The sequence below is a fragment of the Desulfosporosinus cupriresistens genome, from assembly GCF_001707885.1.
Taxonomy (GTDB): domain Bacteria; phylum Bacillota; class Desulfitobacteriia; order Desulfitobacteriales; family Desulfitobacteriaceae; genus Desulfosporosinus.
Map to the genome: position 1 here is coordinate 12283 of NZ_MASS01000012.1, position 18802 is coordinate 31084.

Below are 18802 nucleotides of genomic sequence, written 5' to 3' on the forward strand. Positions count from 1 at the left end.
TTTAGCCCCCTAATAAAGGTTAAAAACACTCTTAACCAGGGTAAATAATTCTGAAATAGACTGGACTACTATATAGAGAACCACGATTACACCCATAATTGTGACACCCTGAGCCATTTCACTGCGACCGGATTGATTCAGCACGGACGCTAATACTCCGACCAAAATTCCAATTCCTGCTACAGTTATGATAAGGTTGAAGCTCATTCCCCCGACTCCTTCCCTGGTTAAATTAAAATGAGCACTCCCGCGATCCCACAGAGGAAACCTAAATAAGTCCACATCTTGGCCTGTTTTTCAGACCAGATTCCGGCTTGCTCCTTCATTAAAGTGAGTTGATGCTGAACAAGTTCCAATTGTTTGTGCTGTTCTTGACTGTCCGATCGTCCTAATCCTTTGCCAACGTCACGGATCACTTGCCAGTCTTGTTGTTTCAAACAAAAATGTTTATATTGAGTTGAAATTGTATCTTTCCAAGCCGAGCTTGCTGACTCGCCCCGTTGCAAACGTTCCTGAAGTTCCGCAAAAAACTCTTGCCAGGGTAGATCCGTACGTTCCTTCACGATACAAAATGCCTCCGGCAAAGGGGTTACTCCCCAAACGATTTCCGTATCCAGAAGTGCCAAAGCCATTAAACATTCTCGTAATTCTGCCGGTCTCCGCCGGATTCGATTAGCCAACCATAATCCTAAGCTCCCGCAACCGGCGATAAGTGCGACACATCCAAGTATGAGCATTACAGGATCCTCCCAGTTTTAAGATCATAAACCTCTTCAACCGTTCCCGGTCCATGTCTTCTGCTTAACACGACCAGACGTTCAAACGCTCCTTGATCCAATAAATGAGCTAGGATCGGTCGATTGCGTGCTTCTTCTATAGAACTAGCATGGGCTGTACTAAGAATCCGAACCCCTGTGCGCAAGGCATCCATCAAGGCATTAACATCATCGGCATGGCCGAGCTCATCCATCGCGATAACTTGCGGCGCCATAGATCGAACTATCATGTTCATCCCAGTGGCTTTTGGACAACCATCTAAAACGTCCGTGCGATACCCCAAATTGTAGGTGGGTACCCCTTGCCACATTCCGGCAAGTTCTCCACGTTCGTCTACCACACCGACAGTCAAGCCCATTAACCCTAATTGAGGGACTCCATTACTGATTAGACGGATAAGATCCCTAAGAAGAGTTGTTTTGCCGGCCCGAGGCGGTGAAATCAAAAGCGTGTGGGCAAACGTTCCGTCAGCTCCTAAAAGCAAGGGTAAGATTTTTAAACCTCGTCCTGGAATATCTCGGGCAATACGAAGATTTAAAGAAGAAATATGCTTCATCATTTGGATTTGACCGTGCTGGGAGATTACCTCTCCCGTTATTCCGACTCGGTTTCCTCCCGGAAGAGTTAGAAAGCCTTGTTTGAGATCCTCTTCAACCGCATAAACTGAACTATGAGTCATCCGTTCTAGAGCACAGGCCAGGTCTTCCCGCTTGATGAAGTAAGCATTGTTTGCGCTCGTTACTCCCCCTTCTCTGTTTAAAAAAAAATCCTTGTTTGATGTACGAACCAAGAGCGGTTGACCTACTCTCAAACGTAGTTCTTCAACCTTGTGATAGGCGACTCCGCTGATATTGTCTAAAATCGAACGGATATCGTTGCCAAACCATTTGGCTATATCCGCCCACAAAGCCGCACTCTGATCCGGTCCGATAGGGCTCGCCTCCGTTTGAGAGGCTGAAGGCTTAGATAATTTCGGCATCACTTTAGGAGCCTGAACAACAGATAGCGTGTAGTGTAGCGACACGTCATTGCCCCCCCTTGATAGATGGTATGTCCCTCAATAAAATTTTAGAACGCAAAGAAAACCGGGCACATGACTGAGCATGTACCCGGTTTTCGTTGACAAAGCGATTCTATTTCTTTAAGAACTTCACAAACAACCTTTCTATTTCTTCAGAGGTAACTGCCTGGCTAAAGAGGAAGCCCTGCATTTCATTACACTGCTTGTTCTTGAGAAAAGAGCATTGTGTATTCGTTTCCACTCCTTCGGCGATCACTTTTAAACGAAGGTTTTTAGCGAGCTGGATAATGGCCGTAACTACTTCCTCGCCATTTTCACCGGTGCTGATATCTTGAATAAAGGACTGATCTATTTTCAACGTATCAATAGGCATACGCCGTAAATAATTAAGTGAAGAAAATCCGGTTCCAAAATCATCAATAGAAATCCGAATACCTAACTCTTTAAAAGAACTTAGCATTTCAACCGAAGCTTCGCCGTTTTCCATGGCAATGCTTTCCGTAATCTCAAGTTCCAGCCATTGAGGGTCCATGCCAATTTCTTGCAAGATTCCCTCCACTGCCTTAATAAAATTTGGTTCGCGAAATTGCCGCGCTGAGATATTGACTGCCATACGCAAAAACGGATACCCCTGTTCTTGCCAAACCACATTCTGAGCGCAAGCGGTCCTTAGAACCCATTCCCCTATCGGTACAATCAAACCAGTTTCCTCCGCTATAGGAATAAACACTGCCGGGGAAACCATTCCCCGATCGTTTGCATTCCAGCGAATCAAGGCCTCCATACCTACTATAAAACCGCTTTCCAAATCCACCTGGGGTTGATAATGAAGGACAAACTCTCCCCGCTCTAAAGCCTTACGAAGACTGTTTTCAATTGAAAGCCGGTCGTTGGCCTTTATATTAAGCCCTGTCATGAAGAACTGATAATTGTTTCGCCCTTGTTCCTTCGCATAGTACATCGCCGTATCTGCCTGTTTCACCAAGGTTTCCAAATCGCTGCCATCGCTCGGATAAAGGCTGATCCCAATACTCGTGCTCATGTAAACTTCATTACCATCCAGCATTAAAGGGTGAGCAAATACGCCCAAAATTCGTTCTGAAACCTTGACTGCTTCATGTTCATTACTAATCTCAGCGAGGAGAATCAAAAATTCATCCCCACCTTGTCTGGCAAGTGTATCTCCTTCGCGCAGAATTTCACGAATGCGCTCTGCTACGACATTAAGCAGTAGGTCACCGAGACTATGTCCCATCGTATCATTAATGAGTTTGAAGCGGTCCAAGTCTAAGAACAAAACTGCCAGCTTACCCTGCTTGCGTCTCGCATGTGACAAGGCCAGATTTAAATGTTCATTAAAAAGGAGACGATTCGGAAGCCCAGTTAGGGCATCATGATGAGCTTGATACGCCATTTCTTTCATAAGATTTCGTTTGTCGCTAACATCGTGAAAAACTAGTACTGCTCCGATCACCGCCCTGTTGCGGTCGCGAATCGGAGCAGCCGAGTCCTCAATGGCGATGGTATGGCCCATACGACTGATCAAGACGGTATGGTTTGCCAGACCGACAATACGCCCTTCTTTGAGACACCTAATAATCGGACTTTCAACTGGTTCACGTGTTTCTTCATTAACTATCTGAAATACCTCTTCTAAGGAAAGGCCAGCAGCTTCCGTATTTTTCCACCCAGTTAATGTCTCAGCAATCGGATTCAGATACTCCACATTCCCATAAACGTCCGTGGTGATCACCGCATCCCCGATGGACTCCAGAGTGACTTGGGCCCGTTCTTTCTCCAGCCAAATCGCTGCCTCTGCATTTTTCCTTTTTGTAATATCTCGAATTAAGCTTATAATGATAGGATTGCCATTTGAAGTTGCACCCTTTGCGCTAATTTCGATCGGAAAAACACTGCCATCTTTGCAAACATGTTGGAGCTCAAGCTGGAGGCCTTTCTGTGCCTTTTGCAGAAAGTTTGGCACAGTTAGCTGATCCTCAGGCAAACGCAAATTGTGAACATACATCTGGGTTAATTCCTCTCGGGTATAGCCATAACGCTTCACTGCTGCTTCGTTGGCATCGATAATCTGTCCATCTGGACTGATAAAGATAATCAAATCCAGAACATTCTCTGCCAAAAGACGATAGCGCTCTAAGTATTCTTGTTCCTTTTGCAGAATTTCCTCAGAATGGAGAAGGGAGTTATATCCCCATTGAAACAGAAAATAGAGCACGATCGCCATCACAGCAACATAGAACCACCCTTTAACTATCGATATCTGGAGGAGCAACTGATGATCCGTCACGATGGCGCCTAATAAACGATCTGAGAAGAGGATCCATACTCCGCTAATCAGTGCGTAAAGAATGACCATCCGCATTGGAGTGACCCGGCTTAAATTTAATTTCATTTTATACTTCATTTTGCAAGGCCTCCTCCCTTGCAGGTGTATTCTCCAACAATCTTTATATTCCTTTATGATTTTAGAAAATTTTCATCAGAAAATAATAAATTATATTATAGCGTCGTTTTTTGTAGAATTGTGGGTAGTGCCACGGGGTCAAGTCAGAACATCCGTAGCACTCGATCTATAAATTAGTCCCTAAATTCAATCTAATATTGCAATAACACTGGCAATATCATCGGCCGACGTCGAGTTTTTTCCCACAGATAGTTGTTTAGGCTTTCACGAAGAGCAGACTTCAGGACGCTCCATTCAATTTGATCTTTTTTCAGCTGAATTTCCAATGTGCTCCCTACGACTTTCTTAGCTCCATCAACCAATTCTCCTGCCTCTTTCATAAACGTAAATCCTCTCGAAATAATATCCGGCCCAGATAAAAGTCGGTAGGGCTTTGTTTTGGAAAGTGCCGCAATAACCACGACCACACCATCTTGCGCCAATTGTTGACGATCGCGCAGGACAATATGTCCTACATCTCCAACACCCAGTCCATCAATGTAAACGCTTCCTGCTTCCACACGCTCTCCAAACTCCATTCGATCCGGGGTAAGCTCGACGCGAGACCCCAGTTGGGTTAAGGCGATGTCCTGGTCTGAATAGCCTAGCGTATGCCCAATCCTTCGTAAAGCAGCCTGATGTCGTATTTCTCCGTGATGCGGTATGAGAAAACGAGGGCGGGCGAGACGAATCACGAGCTTAATCTCTTCTTGGTTAGCGTGTCCTGACACGTGAACTTGTCCCATTTCTTTAGTGACAACTTCCGCCCCAATTTGATAAAGATGATTTATCGTCTTCCCGACCAATTTCTCATTTCCAGGTATAGGCGTAGCCGCAATAATAACCATATCCCCCACGAGGACATTAATTTGTCGATGACTGCTTGTAGCCATCCGTGTTAAGGCGGCTAACGGCTCACCTTGACTCCCGGTGGTAAGTACCAACAACTGTTTCGGCGGAATGTTTCCAACTTCAGAGCTTTCAACGAGGATGTCCTCATTAGGTAGCTTCAAATATCCTAACTCAATCGCTGTACGCACCACATTCTCCATACTTCTTCCCACTACACAAACCTTGCGTCCGATATCAGCCGCTGCATTAATTGCTTGTTGAATTCGATGTACGTTCGAGGCGAACGATGCCATTATGATTTTCCCTTCGGCTCGCTCAAACCACTCCCGCAGAGTTTTTCCTACAGCCATTTCTGACATCGTAACACCTGGGCGTTCAGCATTCGTAGAGTCGCAGAGTAAGGCCAATATCCCTTCCTCTCCCCAAGCCGCTAGTTTTCCAAGGTCCATGTTTTGACCGTCGATCGGTGTATAGTCGACCTTAAAGTCCCCAGTATAGACAACTCGACCAACCGGGGTGAGCAAGGAATATCCAACAGCATCTGGAATACTATGGGTTACGCGAAACGCTTCTATTTCAAAAGCTCCAGCCTGGATGCGTTCGCCCGGCTCTATAATATGCACTAAGGATTCAGGGTAAGGAGTTCTTTCCTGGAGCTTAACTTGAACTAATCCTAAGGTCAATTTTGTTCCATAAATCGGAACATTTAATTTGGGCAAAATGAAAGGGAGACCTCCAATATGGTCTTCATGCCCATGCGTAATAAAAATCCCTTTAATTCGCTCCCGATTTTTTTCCAAATAAGATATATCGGGTATCACCAAATCGATGCCTAATAGCTCTTCATCAGGGAACTTTACTCCCCCATCAATGACCACAATCGAATCTTCGTATTCAAAGACTAGTAAGTTCTTCCCGATTTCTCCGGTTCCCCCAAGAGGAATCACACTGAGCTTTGACGTTTTTGGGTATAACATAAAAAATCACCTCCTATGGTAGCAACTAAAACTAGTTTGCCCCATAAGAGGTGATATCATGTCGTCAAGAATTAATTAAGCCCTTTGAACATAACTTCCCGTCCGAGTGTCGATGATCAACACGTCACCTTCATTAACAAAGAAAGGAACTTGAACCACTGCACCTGTCTCCAACGTTGCTGGTTTTGTGCCTCCGGTCGCTGTATCGCCTTTAACTCCCGGCTCAGTGGCCGCAACGGTAAGCTGGACAGAATTTGGCACATCAACTCCAATAACCTCTACATCATAGAAAAGTACCCCTAGAGTCATGTTCTCTTTAAGCCATTTGACACCGTCCCCGATTTGCCCCTCCGTTAAAGAAGTTTGCTCATATGTTTCTTTGTCCATAACCACAAAATGTTCTCCGTCTTTATAAAGATAATCCATTTCACGACGTTCAACGTGGGCCTTCTCCACTTTTTCTCCGGCATTAAATCTCCGCTCTACGACTCCACCCGTCTTGACGTTCTTCAATTTGGTACGAACAAAAGCTGCTCCTTTTCCTGGCTTAACATGTTGGAACTCAACTACTGCGAATACATCACCATCTAATTCAATGGTAAGACCTGTTTTAAAATCATTTGTTGAAATCATAAATGTCTTTTTCCCCCTAAAAATTCTTGTATAGTTAGTTTGTCCCTTTCTAAAGTTAAATACTTAGAAAGTCCACAAACTTTACTCTAAGATAATGAATTCTTTCGGTGCCTGTGTCAATACTTCGCACCCGTTTTCAGTCACTAAAACAATATCTTCAATCCGGACGCCGCCCCAATCCGGGATATAAATACCCGGTTCGACGGTAACGACCATGCCCGGTTCAAGCACCCGTTCTTCTCGAATATTGAGATTGGGTCCTTCATGGATAGCCAACCCCACGGAGTGTCCTAAGCCGTGTCCAAAGTAATCACCATAACCGGCCTCGTCAATTAGTTTGCGAGCTACCGCATCCACTTCTTTTCCGGTCCGCCCTGGTTCAACCGCCTTAATCCCTGCCCGTTGAGCTGCCAAGACAGTCTCGTAAACTTTCCGGTGCTTGTCTCCCGGATCGCCCAAGAAAACTGTTCGTGTGATATCTGAACAGTAGCCCTGATAGATCGCTCCAAAATCCATCGTCAGGAACTCACCCAATTGAATTCGCTTCGAACTAGCCGTCCCGTGAGGCATCGCTGAACGGACGCCAGAAGCAATAATAAAATCAAAAGAACCTCCGCTTGCCCCAGCGCGGCGCATAGAAAATTCTAAGTTTAGGCCAATTTCTTCTTCCGTCTGCCCAATTTCGATGCTCTTTAAGGTTTCAGCAAAAGCACCATCTGCAATTCGTACGGCTTGCCGAATCAACTCAATCTCTGACTTATCTTTCACCGAACGCAAATGACTAACAAGGTTCGGTAGAGACAGAAGTTCAGCTTGTCTAAAGGCATCTTTCAGTTGTCCGTAGTCAACATAGGTGATAAAATCCCCTTCAAAGCCAACCCGTTGGGCATTAAGCCCAATTTCTTCTAAGAAAGCGAAATGGTCTTGGCCCGTCTTAATAACTTCGAACTCAGGAGCCTGGGCCTTGGCCTGTTCTATGTAACGAAAATCAGTCAGCAAAAAAGCCTTTTCTAGAGTAATATAGAGGGTTGCCTCTCCTCCGGAAAATCCACTAAGATACCGTCCATTCTCAGGGCGGATAACCACATACGCATCGATTTTTTCTTCGAGCATCTGTTGGCGCATCCGTTTTAACCGACTCATGATGAAAATCCCCTTTTTATTCTTTTTCTCGACGACCTTGGTAGTCGAGGGCATAACGCATTGCTAAAACATAACCATCTGCTCCCAAACCTGAAACTTGTCCGATACAGACCGGAGCAATAACGGAATTGGCTCGAAACGCTTCACGCGCATGAATGTTGGAAAGATGAACTTCGAGTGTAGGAACCCTTACCGCACGAATGGCATCCCGGATCGCATAACTTGTATGCGTCCAAGCACCAGGATTTAGAATCAGAAAATCGGCAGGGGTTAAAGCTTGAATCCAATCCAAGAGATCTCCCTCATGATTCGTTTGCCGACATTCCGCGGCTATTCCTACCTGATTCGCTACCGCTAACACTTCCTGATTAATCTCTGCCAAGGTGCGTGACCCGTAATGTTCCGGTTCACGTAACCCTAATAAATTCAAATTAGGCCCATGAAATACCCATATACTTGCCAATTTATCACTTCCTCATCACTTACCCAAAATTTTATCACAATTTCGTACTGTAGCATAGTATTTTCAATTGAAGACCATCTCAAACGCAAAACCTCCGTTGAAACGGAGGTTTTGTACAGCTACTCAGAAAGCACAAGTTATCAACGCTGATTAAATGGAAACGTCATCCGCCAGCGCTGTTGTTCCGGCATCTGCCCAAAGCCTTGTGACAGTTCTGATGCAGGTTGCATTCCCTGGCCATATTGCGGAGTTGCATTGAATGGCGTTTCTTGCATTTGAGCTTGCGGAGTTTGTTGTGTTGGAAACTGCTGCTGTTGAGACATTTGCTGCCCTTGGGCTGGGGCTTGAGTTTGGGTTGCTGGTGCATGTTTTCCCTGCTCTATGGTATCCCCATTACCGCTCACTAAACGAGGGGAGAGTACCACGTCTAAATTACTGAGCATAATTTGCACTTCACACGGCCCACCTTCCCCTGCTGGTTGAATTTTACGGATCTCAGTACGCGGAAGAATAAAGTGAATCTCGTGGGGAGTTTTGGGTTCACCGACGCGTCGCAAACGAAGACGAACTCCTTCAACTTCCATTTCTACATCATCAAGATAATCGCCCACAAACTCTTGTCCGCGATTCGCACTAATATCTGCATATTGTTCTTGCCCTTTAGGTAGCCCCTTAAATTCTGGCAGAACAATTTTTTGTCCAATTTGAAGTTTCAGAGGATCAACACTCGGATTGACCTGGAGGAAATCGTCACAAGTCCCTCCCCAGCGTTGTGCCAAACAATGAAAATTATCCCCGGGTTGAATGCTGTATACCATACCCACCCTACATCCCCTCCTCTCCCTAACCTATGAAAGAAAGGGAATGTCTTGTTCCAATAATTACCAATAAAATTATTTAATCCTCCCTCCGTTGACCGTTAAGGTCAGATCAATGTTTTTTGCCAAAAATATAATTTACCCTCCCGTACAGAAATAGATCTGGAGAAGGGCCTCCCCACCCTCAGCATCTAAAACTACTTCTTGAAGATGTATGTTGCCCACTGATGTTTCCTCAAGTAGTTTGAGTGACGTGACAATCCCCTCCCAGTTGCCCCGTAAGTGGAAGCGAACGAGACTATAATCTAAGCCGACTCCCTTGCCTGTTTCTCGCCGCTCGCCAAATCGCTCAACATTTAAGGTAACAACGTCCACCCTCTCTTTATCAAACTCACCTTGACACCGCTCTATAATATCAGGCAACTGGTCCATTGTGGGCATGATGTCGGCTTTGGTTTGCAGTTTGGTAATCACACTACCCGTCCTCAATACCTGTTGCCAATAAGTTTTCTCCTTTTGTAACGAGCGCCAGTGCAGATAAGCCGGTTGCCAGAACAAAAGAAATCCCAAGACCGTGCCGAACAAAAATACTCCAGTGATTCCCTTTACCCTACGCACTGAGAGGCTCTGAAGAAAGGGGCTCGCTGTAGGTTTTACCAAACGTTGAAAATTAATTTCACCGGGAGAATAAGCCATATTTCACCCTTCCTCTTCTAAGGATGCGCCTGTGTTTGTCAGCGTATTCTCCGCCGAGTTCTCGATCGTGTTGACTGGTTCCGTACCAGCTTGCCCCCGTTTAGCACTAAGAGAAAACTCGACGTTGTTAACTGTTGTCAATTTATACCTCGTTAAAGTAGGTTGTTCCCAGCCCATAGTCCGTAAGGTACGGATCAGGGTTTCGACACTTCTAGCTTCCTTGGCACTTCCACTTAAAGACATGCTGCCTTGTTTGTAAACCACTTGTTCAATTTTCAGTTCCGTGCCCGCCAAAACTTGTAGGCCTTGAATCTGAGCTAAACCCGCTCCTACTCTTGTCGAGTGCATTACCTTATGCCAAGCGATTTCGAGATCTTTCTGGTCTTTGGCCTGGGCCACGATCTCAGTACCTTCGCGAGAAAGTAATTGAACCTCTTCTTGGAGGGGCAGAGCCATTTGACAAAGTGAAAACCAAATTATTGTTCCAATCATAAAAAGCACCAATAAGAGCAACGCCATCCTGTGATACCTGCGTTGAACTGTCTGAGCTCTACTCGGTTGACGCCAAAGATTAAGCACCGGAAGATGTGCTGAAATCCGTATCCCATAGCCAACAGCCACCTCGCCCCACGAACTAATTCCCTCAAAAACCTCTTGCCAGGAACCAGGAACGTTCCTTAGCTTGGCCTTCTCTACGGTTGAGACATGATTTGAAGCCAGTAAACCAAGCGCCAGGACCTCTACCACAGAGTCTCCGCTCCAAACCAAGCGCCTCAATTCGAGATCCTGATGTTGTGTTCTGTAATACAAGAGAAAACGCCGAATCTCCTTTGCCCACTCTTCTGGCTGCACGGCCACCCTTCCCTCATTTTTCTCAGTTGAAGAAAGGGAAAGCGTTCGCTCAAGAGAAGGCAAAGAGCGTACGTTTTCCGGGACCGTTCCACGAAACAATGCCATTTGCACAGAATCAAACGCTCCCTGAAGGTATAGGACACCTTCGTTTGGTTCAAATCCTAAGGCTTGCCCTAAGATAGAAAAAGAAAAGTCAACGCCCTTTACCTTAAAACCTGCTTGATCCAAAATAAAAACATACCGTTCCAGTAAACTCTGTCGGGTTGCGCCCAGCAACACTTGTAGATTTTTGTGTTTTTCTTCGGATAGCACAAGGAAATCAAAGAGTAAATCCGATCTGACAATGGAAATTTCTTCATCGATCAGCAGAGAGATCGCCGATTTCCTGTCGCGCTTAGGAATCCAAGGCAACGAATACGAGCGAATAAATCCTTGTTGCAGAGGGATTGCCAAATACGCGATTTGACTTTCACCCAAGTGCTGTGCCCTATACGATGTCAAAATATCGCTTAAAACATTTTCATTCCGCACATTTCCCTGTTCGATGACTCCAGCCGGTATTGGTATGCAGTCGAACTTGACATTAGCAGAACTATGACCCGGATTTCGAAACAAAGGGGCCGAAAACCAAAAAGCTCGAATTTCCGCATCCGTCAATTCAAAGACCACTGATCTTTTTCGCATAGAAACACCCCTTATCGTGGTTCGATATTCGTAGTTCGTGGTTCGAACAACGAATGAATACATTGTTTGTTATTCGTGGTTCATGGGTATCGATTCGTAGTCTGTTATCGAATATCGAAATCGATTAACCCCAGTACCAAGTGAAAATCTGTGTTCCCCATAATAACGTTAAGAATGCTCCCACGGCAAGAAAGGGTCCAAAGGGAATCTGTTGACGAAAGCGCTGTCGACCTAACAAGAGGAGAAAAATCCCGGTGAACGCTCCTACAAAGCTTCCTATAAACACTGCAAGAAAGATAGCAGGAAAACCTAAGAAGGCACCCAGCGCAGCAACCAGCTTGACATCTCCAAGTCCCATTCCTTGGGGATAAATTCGGGCAATTCCCCAGAATATTCCCCCAGCACCCAAGGCGCTGAGCACGCTCTCCCATCCGCCCGGATCTCCCGGTATGAAAAAAGCTCCTAGTATTCCGATTCCTAATAGAGGAAACGTAAGGACATCCGGCAAACGAAACGTATCCAGATCAATAAAAGATAAGGCCACTAGTACGGCTACAAAGATTAAATTTAAAAGGAGTCTTACCGGATTAATCTCCATGCTCAATTTAAATGTAGCCGTAATATAGAAAAGAATCCCTGTGAGGAGTTCTACAAGGGGATACCTCCAAGAAATTTTCGCGTGACAACTACGGCACACTCCTTTCTGGAACAAAAAACTGAGCACTGGGATAATTTCCCAGAATCGAAGGGCATGTCTGCAAGTGGGACAGTGGGAACCGGGTGTAACAATGGATTCCCCACGAGGGACACGAAAAATGACTACGTTCAAAAAACTACCAATCAGGAGTCCGAAAAGCCCAATTGTTATATTTAATAAATACAATGACTGTCCTCATTTCCGGTGAGATCTCTATGCTTCAAGCAATGCTTAACTTAAAATCAAGGTTAATTAGCCGACGTCCAAAGAACATTGTCTAAACTTTCATCATACGCTCGGACCTCGGCTGCGAAGCCATCGCCAAATAAATAAATCATAATCGTATTAGTCTTAGTGTCAGGAATAACAATATCTGTGGGATCTGTAGCATCGGCCTTGATCTTAACTACACCAAATCCCTTGTTTTCCTCAGGGACAATTTGTTGAGTCGTCGATTTGTCCAACGTACTAATGTACTTGGGAATGAGTTTCGAACTAGTCACTGTTCCTTCAGTCACGGTCAAATCATCGTCCTTAGGATACATTCCTGTCTCGAGCTGAAAACGATCAAGCGCCGCTTTGACCTCGTGTGCTGTCGCAACATCCGCTTTTCGCCGCGCGTTTGCAGTGCTTGAACCCAATTTAGGAATTACTATAGCGCCCAAGACGCCGATAATAATGATCACCGCAAGCACTTCAATTAATGTAAATCCATTTTCTCTCTTGATATTATCCATCCCATTCAACCTCCATATCTTTAAATAATTGTAGTTATTCAAGATGTGAACTGAGATCAAAAATAGGAAGCATCACTCCTGCTGCTACTAGACCGATCAGTCCTGCTACAACGAGAATTAGTGCAGGTTCAATCATCCGTGTTAAACGATCAAGCTGATTTTCGAGTTCCTGGCGACACATTTGCGTGACAAACTGTAACATCCGTTCCAACTGTCCTGCTTCCTCAGCGACCGCGACCATTTCCGCACCCTCCTTGGGAAAAACCCGACTTGCACGCAACAACGGGGCCATGCGTTTTCCCTGACGAACAGATAGCACGAGCTGACTCGTTAACTCCAGCATCTCCGGGCTACGCAACGTGCCCACCGTTAAACGCAACGCTTCCAGCAAGGGAATTCCGGCAGATAACAAGCGCTCTAAAATATGGTTAAATTGAACCAAGTCTCGAAGATGATAAATTTTTCCGAGAAGGGGAAGACGACCGAATAAATATTCAAGACGCATCTTCCAATGATCAGGACTCGTAAATCTTAGAACGATCAAACAGGTAGTGAGCAACCCAAGTCCGCTCCACAAAACTACTGGTAGTTTGCGACCACAGGCAAAGATGACCCTAGTCAAAAAAGGCAACTCCACGCCCATACCGATAAAAAGTTTTTGGTACATGGGAAGCACCCAAACAGAGAGGACGTAGAGTACAATTACCACGGCAAAAAACAAAAGTAACGGATAGGCTAGAGCAGCCTTAATTTTTTTCTGATAGACATATTCTTGATCTGACTCATCGGCCACTTCGCTGAGAACTTTCCCCATAGTTCCAGTATGTTCCCCGGCTTTGATCATGGAGAGAACAAACGCATTAGGGGGTGGGTTGAGAAGGGACATTGCCTCCGATAAGTCACTACCTTCTTCCACCCGTTCCTTGATACTCTTCCACTGTTCCAATTGAAAGGTTAATTTTGCTTCGTGAAAGCTCATTATCTCCAGAGCTTGAAGCAGGGGAATTCCGGCTTCAAGAAGAGTCGCTAACCTCCGGGCGAATTGGCCCCACTGGAAATTCCTACTGTATGGTAAAAAAAAGCTTTGCCAATTTCGACTTGGGCGGATAACCACCGGAAAGTACCCTGCATTCCTGAGGCGCGTTTGGATCTCTGAAAGTTCATTTCCTACCCAAACTCCACGCTGAATTATGCCATTCGCGTCGACAGCTTTCCATCTAAAACGTTGGCTGCTCATCTCCTTAAACTATCGGGGCTCTGCAACTTTTCCTGGGCAACATCGTACGAAATAAGACCCTTTTGAACTAAATCCATGATAGCTTTGTCCATGGTTTGCATGCCTAGTTTAGCATTAGTCTGGATAACGGTAGGTAGTTGATGCGTTTTTCCCTCACGTATTAGACTACGAACTGCAGGGGTAGCTAACATAACTTCAATAGCTGCTACACGCCCTTTGCGATCGGCTCTAGGGAACAATTGCTGGGACAATATCCCTTGTAAAACAGCAGCCAGCTGCATGCGAATTTGCTGTTGTTGATGCGTTGGAAAAACATCAATCATTCGATCCACCGATTGGGTTGCATCATTCGTATGTAGCGTACTTAAAACTAAATGCCCCGTTTCAGCGGCCGTCACAGCGGTAGCTATCGTTTCTAAATCTCGCATCTCTCCCACTAAAATCACATCAGGATCTTGCCGAAGTACGGCGCGTAACGCATTAGAAAATGACTGGGTATCGTTTCCTACTTCCCGCTGATTTACCAAGCTCAATTTATGTCGATGCAAATATTCAATGGGGTCTTCGATTGTTACTATATGACAAGCCCGCGTAGTGTTTATGTAGTTTATTAACGAAGCCAAGGTTGTTGATTTACCGCTGCCAGTCGGGCCGGTCACCAATACTAACCCTTTGTGTAGCTTAGCTAATTCAATACTCACCGACGGAAGCCCTAAGCTTTCTGGAGTAGGAATGACAAAGGGAATCAAACGAATTACAACTCCAATGGATCCCCGCTGGCGAAAAGCGTTGACTCGATATCTCCCAACTCCTGGCAAGCTGTACGATAAATCAAGTTCCCCATATTCGGCAACTCGTTTAGCTTGTTGATCAGTCAAAAGGGAATGGACAAATGTTTCTAAATCACCCTGAGAAAGTTTTTCCGTTTTAACTTGAACCATTGAGCCATCAATACGCAGAACTGGTGGACTCTCAACTGTCAAATGGATATCCGAAGCCTTCTGTTCGCCAGCTAAATGTAAAAGTTTTTCAAGTGAAACCATCTCTTTCCTCTCCTCTTACCCTTCAATTCCAGAAACAGCATGTAGTACCTCTTCTACTGTCGTCAACCCTTGAACCACCTTCAACAGCCCATCTTCAAAGACTGTGAGCATTCCTGAAACCATCGCCTGTTGCTCAATGTCTTTAGCATTATGCCGGGAAAGTACGAGTTTCTTGATCTCGGGATTATATATTAAAAACTCATGAATCCCAATCCTGCCTCGAAACCCAGTTCCAAGACATTGTGGGCATCCGTTAGAACGATAGAGCAGGGTAATAGATGCTGGCAACCGGAATGCTCTTTTCTCCGCCTCAGATACTCTAAATGACGTCTTACAATGTTCACATAAGCGGCGAACCAAGCGTTGAGATAAAACCCCACTAACAGCCGATGCAAGGAGATATGGTTCAATCCCCATATCCATAAGTCGAGCTAATGCTTCAGCAGCTGTATTAGTATGGAGCGTAGATAAAACCAAATGTCCTGTGAGCGAAGCGGTGATAGCAATTCTGGCTGTTTCTTGATCACGAATTTCGCCGATCATGATCACATCTGGATCTTGCCGCAAAATATGCCTCAATCCCACAGCGAAACTAAGTCCAGCAGGGAGATTGACTTGAACCTGGTTTACCCCTGGAAGTTGGTATTCTACTGGCTCTTCAATCGAAATGACGTTTTGCTCTTCGGCATTAAGTTCTCTGAGCAAGGCATAAAGGGTTGTGGTTTTCCCACTGCCTGTTGGCCCTACAACTAAGATTAAACCGTTCGTTCGTTTTAACAAGATTTGTATCCCTGATTCAACCTCTGAGCGCATACCAAGGCCATTAAGTGGACGCTGAGCCATCTGGGGGTCTAGAATGCGCATCACAATTTTTTCTCCATAAACAGTAGGCATTGAGGACATCCGAACGTCTACACACCGAAGCCCAGCACTCAAGGTCATTCGACCATCTTGAGGAATCCGGCGTTCCGCAACATCCATTTGCGCCATAACTTTTAAACAGGAGATGATACTTCGCACTGCATTCGATGAGAGAACATGCTTCCTAATAAGTTTACCGTCTATGCGATAGCGAACCACAAAATCGTTTTTGCGAGGTTCCCAATGAATATCGCTTACCCCTTGCACGACCGCCTCGTGTAACACAGAATGGACCAACTTAAGTGTGGGCGCATCTTCTTCCTGAGAATCGACCTCTGTAGACTTGATTGACCAAACAGCTTGGTCTTCGAGGGTTCTGTTTTCAAGATGAGCAAGTTGAGCAACCGATTGTTCGACCGTTAAAAACTGTCTAATTGCAGTTTGGACTTCCTCAGCTTTGGCAAAAACCGGCTCGATCTCTAACCCAGTGAACATTCGTACATCTCGGAGAGCACGTTCATTGGTTGGGTCTAACATGGCGACTCTTAAAATCCCCAGACTTCGTTCAAAAGGAATGAGGGTATAGCGAAGAGCTATTTCTTCAGGAATTAACCCTGCTACCTCAGAGTCAATAATGACTTGGGTCAGAGAAATCTCTGGGATACCTAGATATCTACGAACAGCTTCCGCTAACCTGGCTTTGGGCACCACTCCCATCCGCACCAGAACCTCACTGATTGATTCGCCACTTTCCAGAGCAACTTCCAATCCCTCTGCCAATTCCTCAGCGTTGATATAGCTATGAGTGAGTAAAAACTGACCGAATTCATTTTTGTTCATCTATGCAGTTCCTGATAGCTGGTCATAACCCATTTTCCGTCATCAAATTGAAGTAATTCCTCAATTTTTCGAATGGCTAAACCGGTATGTCCCTGAGCAGTCACCTTATATCCTCCTTCTATAGGCTCAATTACGACGTCAACACGCCCAGTAGCCAACGCTAAACTTCCCTGCCGCAATTCGGAGTTGACAAGCAGATGGGCCTTCGCCCACTCAATTCCTCCTTCAGCCACGTAAAGGGCCTGTTGGCTTTGGGCGACACGTCTTACCATTCGATTCTCCACGTTGGCCTTCAGATATTCTTCCATTCCCAGTCCTGACAAGGTCGTCAAAAGAACGAGGACGAGCAGGCTGACATAACCCATTGCCCTGCGCCTATTTGAGATACTGGAGAATAGGTCCGCCTCCGAACGCTCCCTCTCCACGTCACGATTTGACCATCGACATTGGCTTCTAAGCAAACGTCCCACAACCCCTGTTCCACCTCCGCACATTCCCATCTTGTGATATAACTCGCAACTGGCTGAGAAACGCCCAAGTGTCTCCAATACAGATCCTTTATTCCATCCCGATCTAAGTCATCAACGAAATAAGAATCGAGAGTGGGTACTAGATTGGTTTCATCTGGCATCGGCAAAACTTTAAGTACTGTTGTATTGTTAACCCATTCCACGGTTTTCGCCGTGCGAATCACATCTGAGATTGTTTTTCCTGACGTCATCACTGCATAGTGAGCTTCCAAATAATTTTTAAGGCTACGCGCGCCTCGCCACTGATCTGTTAAAAAGCGCATCGCTATGACCAGAAAAATTCCGGAGATTAACAAGGCAATTAAAACTTCTAGGAGCGTTAAACCACGTTCAGCATAAAACACACCTCTATTCAACCGCATAAAGGCTCTCTAGTTTGTAAATATTAGGGTATCCTCGTTCGCTCCAACGCACTTCCACCCTGACTCTTAGAAGCTGGGGCAGATCATCCCAACTCGACACTATTAGCCAATGAAAATTCTCTTCATTGCCCTCCACTGTTCCACCGGGAATACAAACCTGCCGATCAATGTTGTCATCCCAAGCATGAACTGCTAGTTGATCCATTTTTTTCTGGGCAAGGTTCGCTCCCTCCATGAGTGTCGCCGCTTGCCGAGCTTCGGAAACCGCTCCCTCTGTTAAACCAAAGAGAACAGCAAACCCTAAAGAAAAAAGGAACACAGCAAGCAACACATCTAGAAGTACATAGCCTTGTATGTTCTTTTTCGTAATCTCTCCTCCCTTATATTTTTTCCTATCATAGGCACGATGCAAGTACTCCCACGAAATCCTCTTTTCTCAGTGCCTATGACCCGCCCTTACGTCTATTTGACTTGCCCAAAAGCATCAATCTGGTAGCCTTCAGTAGAATCGAAAGGGTCTATTGGAATCTCACTTAAGTAAGGACCACGCCATCTACTCACTCCCCTAGGGGCTTGGGCCAAATCCTGAACACTCGGCGGATAGGCTCCGACATCTATCCTGTAAAGTTGGGCAGCTCCCTCAATCTTCTGTATGTTAGCTAGATCGACCTGGACTAAAACTTGGTTTGACGCTGAACCGAAATGAGGAATAACTGAAGTCAGAAGAACCCCCATCAGAAAGAGAACCAGCAGGAGTTCCCATAAAGTAAAACCTGATTGCAAATTTCTCTCTATCAGCAACCCCTTGCTCCTACTTTCAATAATCTTCACCACCATGTCTAAGATATAGTTTTATTACCTCATTTTTCCTTTTTCATCTTCTCTATTCACTCTGAAACTCCTGCTTCGTCGACGTATCTTTATTAGAAATACAATCTTTAGCTATTCTCTCTAAGAAAATCTCAGTTTTTCCCTATTTATGCTATAATTTGATGTCCATAGAGAACTTGGCTAGCACCTAACCTAGACAGAGGCGGCACCAAAATTACACTTATGCGCTCCACGGATGGCCGAGTGTCCCTGTAGCCCGCGAAGACACGGTCTTCGCACGTATT

The 18802-nt window shown here is 45.3% G+C and carries 20 protein-coding genes; all 20 read right to left on the reverse strand.

Translation table 11 applies throughout. The features are described 5' to 3' along the window. Positions 1-9 precede the first annotated feature (9 nt). The 20 genes from spoIIIAC to DSBG_RS06860 all read right to left on the reverse strand — a co-directional run bounded on the left by spoIIIAC (position 10) and on the right by DSBG_RS06860 (position 18488). Entirely contained in the window at positions 10-207 is a 198-nt protein-coding gene (gene spoIIIAC / locus DSBG_RS06765; protein ID WP_009624064.1) for a stage III sporulation protein AC, read from the reverse strand. 20 nt (positions 208-227) lie between these two features. Further along, a complete protein-coding gene (locus DSBG_RS06770) occupies positions 228-737 on the reverse strand; it encodes a stage III sporulation protein AB (protein ID WP_068963418.1) in 510 nt (169 codons plus the stop codon). Next, complete coding sequence (gene spoIIIAA, locus DSBG_RS06775) at positions 737-1801, reverse strand: stage III sporulation protein AA (RefSeq protein ID WP_068963419.1); 1065 nt, start codon at positions 1799-1801, stop codon at positions 737-739. The genes DSBG_RS06770 and spoIIIAA overlap by 1 nt, the downstream gene beginning before the upstream one ends. Before the next feature lie 109 nt (positions 1802-1910). Then, the gene (locus DSBG_RS06780; protein ID WP_068963420.1) at positions 1911-4223 is read right to left on the reverse strand and encodes a sensor domain-containing protein; all 2313 of its coding nucleotides are present in this window, start codon (positions 4221-4223) and stop codon (positions 1911-1913) included. Between the two features lie 191 nt (positions 4224-4414). Next, positions 4415-6091 carry a ribonuclease J gene (locus DSBG_RS06785; RefSeq protein WP_068963421.1) on the reverse strand — a complete coding sequence of 559 codons (1677 nt, stop codon included), beginning with the start codon at positions 6089-6091 and terminating at the stop codon, positions 4415-4417. A 75-nt stretch (positions 6092-6166) separates the two neighbouring features. Then, on the reverse strand, positions 6167-6724 hold the full coding sequence (gene efp / locus DSBG_RS06790; RefSeq protein WP_068963422.1) for an elongation factor P: 558 nt from the start codon (positions 6722-6724) through the stop codon (positions 6167-6169). Positions 6725-6805: 81 nt separating this feature from the next. Beyond that, entirely contained in the window at positions 6806-7867 is a 1062-nt protein-coding gene (locus tag DSBG_RS06795) for a M24 family metallopeptidase (RefSeq protein ID WP_068963423.1), read from the reverse strand. A 16-nt stretch (positions 7868-7883) separates the two neighbouring features. Further along, positions 7884-8330, reverse strand: coding sequence for a type II 3-dehydroquinate dehydratase (gene aroQ / locus DSBG_RS06800; RefSeq protein ID WP_009616304.1), 447 nt, complete (start codon positions 8328-8330; stop codon positions 7884-7886). Between the two features lie 140 nt (positions 8331-8470). Beyond that, a complete protein-coding gene (locus tag DSBG_RS06805) occupies positions 8471-9148 on the reverse strand; it encodes a LysM peptidoglycan-binding domain-containing protein (protein WP_083236764.1) in 678 nt (225 codons plus the stop codon). A 138-nt stretch (positions 9149-9286) separates the two neighbouring features. Beyond that, positions 9287-9844, reverse strand: coding sequence for a hypothetical protein (locus DSBG_RS06810; RefSeq protein WP_068963424.1), 558 nt, complete (start codon positions 9842-9844; stop codon positions 9287-9289). A 3-nt stretch (positions 9845-9847) separates the two neighbouring features. After that, positions 9848-11380: a type IV pilus biogenesis protein PilM gene (locus DSBG_RS06815; RefSeq protein ID WP_068963425.1), complete on the reverse strand. Its 1533-nt coding sequence runs from the start codon at positions 11378-11380 to the stop codon at positions 9848-9850. A gap of 124 nt (positions 11381-11504) precedes the next feature. Then, a complete protein-coding gene (locus DSBG_RS06820) occupies positions 11505-12263 on the reverse strand; it encodes a prepilin peptidase (RefSeq protein ID WP_068963426.1) in 759 nt (252 codons plus the stop codon). Positions 12264-12325: 62 nt separating this feature from the next. Beyond that, entirely contained in the window at positions 12326-12814 is a 489-nt protein-coding gene (locus tag DSBG_RS06825) for a type II secretion system protein (protein ID WP_068963427.1), read from the reverse strand. Between the two features lie 34 nt (positions 12815-12848). After that, positions 12849-14051 carry a type II secretion system F family protein gene (locus DSBG_RS06830; RefSeq protein ID WP_068963428.1) on the reverse strand — a complete coding sequence of 401 codons (1203 nt, stop codon included), beginning with the start codon at positions 14049-14051 and terminating at the stop codon, positions 12849-12851. Then, positions 14048-15094 (reverse strand): type IV pilus twitching motility protein PilT, encoded by a 1047-nt coding sequence (locus DSBG_RS06835; protein ID WP_068963429.1) that lies wholly within the window; start codon positions 15092-15094, stop codon positions 14048-14050. The genes DSBG_RS06830 and DSBG_RS06835 overlap by 4 nt, the downstream gene beginning before the upstream one ends. Positions 15095-15109: 15 nt before the next feature. Beyond that, on the reverse strand, positions 15110-16795 hold the full coding sequence (locus DSBG_RS06840; RefSeq protein WP_068963430.1) for a GspE/PulE family protein: 1686 nt from the start codon (positions 16793-16795) through the stop codon (positions 15110-15112). Continuing rightward, complete coding sequence (locus DSBG_RS06845) at positions 16792-17160, reverse strand: hypothetical protein (protein WP_068963431.1); 369 nt, start codon at positions 17158-17160, stop codon at positions 16792-16794. Before DSBG_RS06845 ends, DSBG_RS06840 begins: the two co-directional genes overlap by 4 nt. Further along, a complete protein-coding gene (locus DSBG_RS06850; RefSeq protein ID WP_176716204.1) occupies positions 17124-17687 on the reverse strand; it encodes a prepilin-type N-terminal cleavage/methylation domain-containing protein in 564 nt (187 codons plus the stop codon). Before DSBG_RS06850 ends, DSBG_RS06845 begins: the two co-directional genes overlap by 37 nt. Then, the gene (locus DSBG_RS06855; RefSeq protein WP_491005713.1) at positions 17674-18099 is read right to left on the reverse strand and encodes a hypothetical protein; all 426 of its coding nucleotides are present in this window, start codon (positions 18097-18099) and stop codon (positions 17674-17676) included. Before DSBG_RS06855 ends, DSBG_RS06850 begins: the two co-directional genes overlap by 14 nt. Before the next feature lie 50 nt (positions 18100-18149). Beyond that, complete coding sequence (locus tag DSBG_RS06860; RefSeq protein WP_242877450.1) at positions 18150-18488, reverse strand: type II secretion system protein GspG; 339 nt, start codon at positions 18486-18488, stop codon at positions 18150-18152. Positions 18489-18802: the final 314 nt, after the last annotated feature.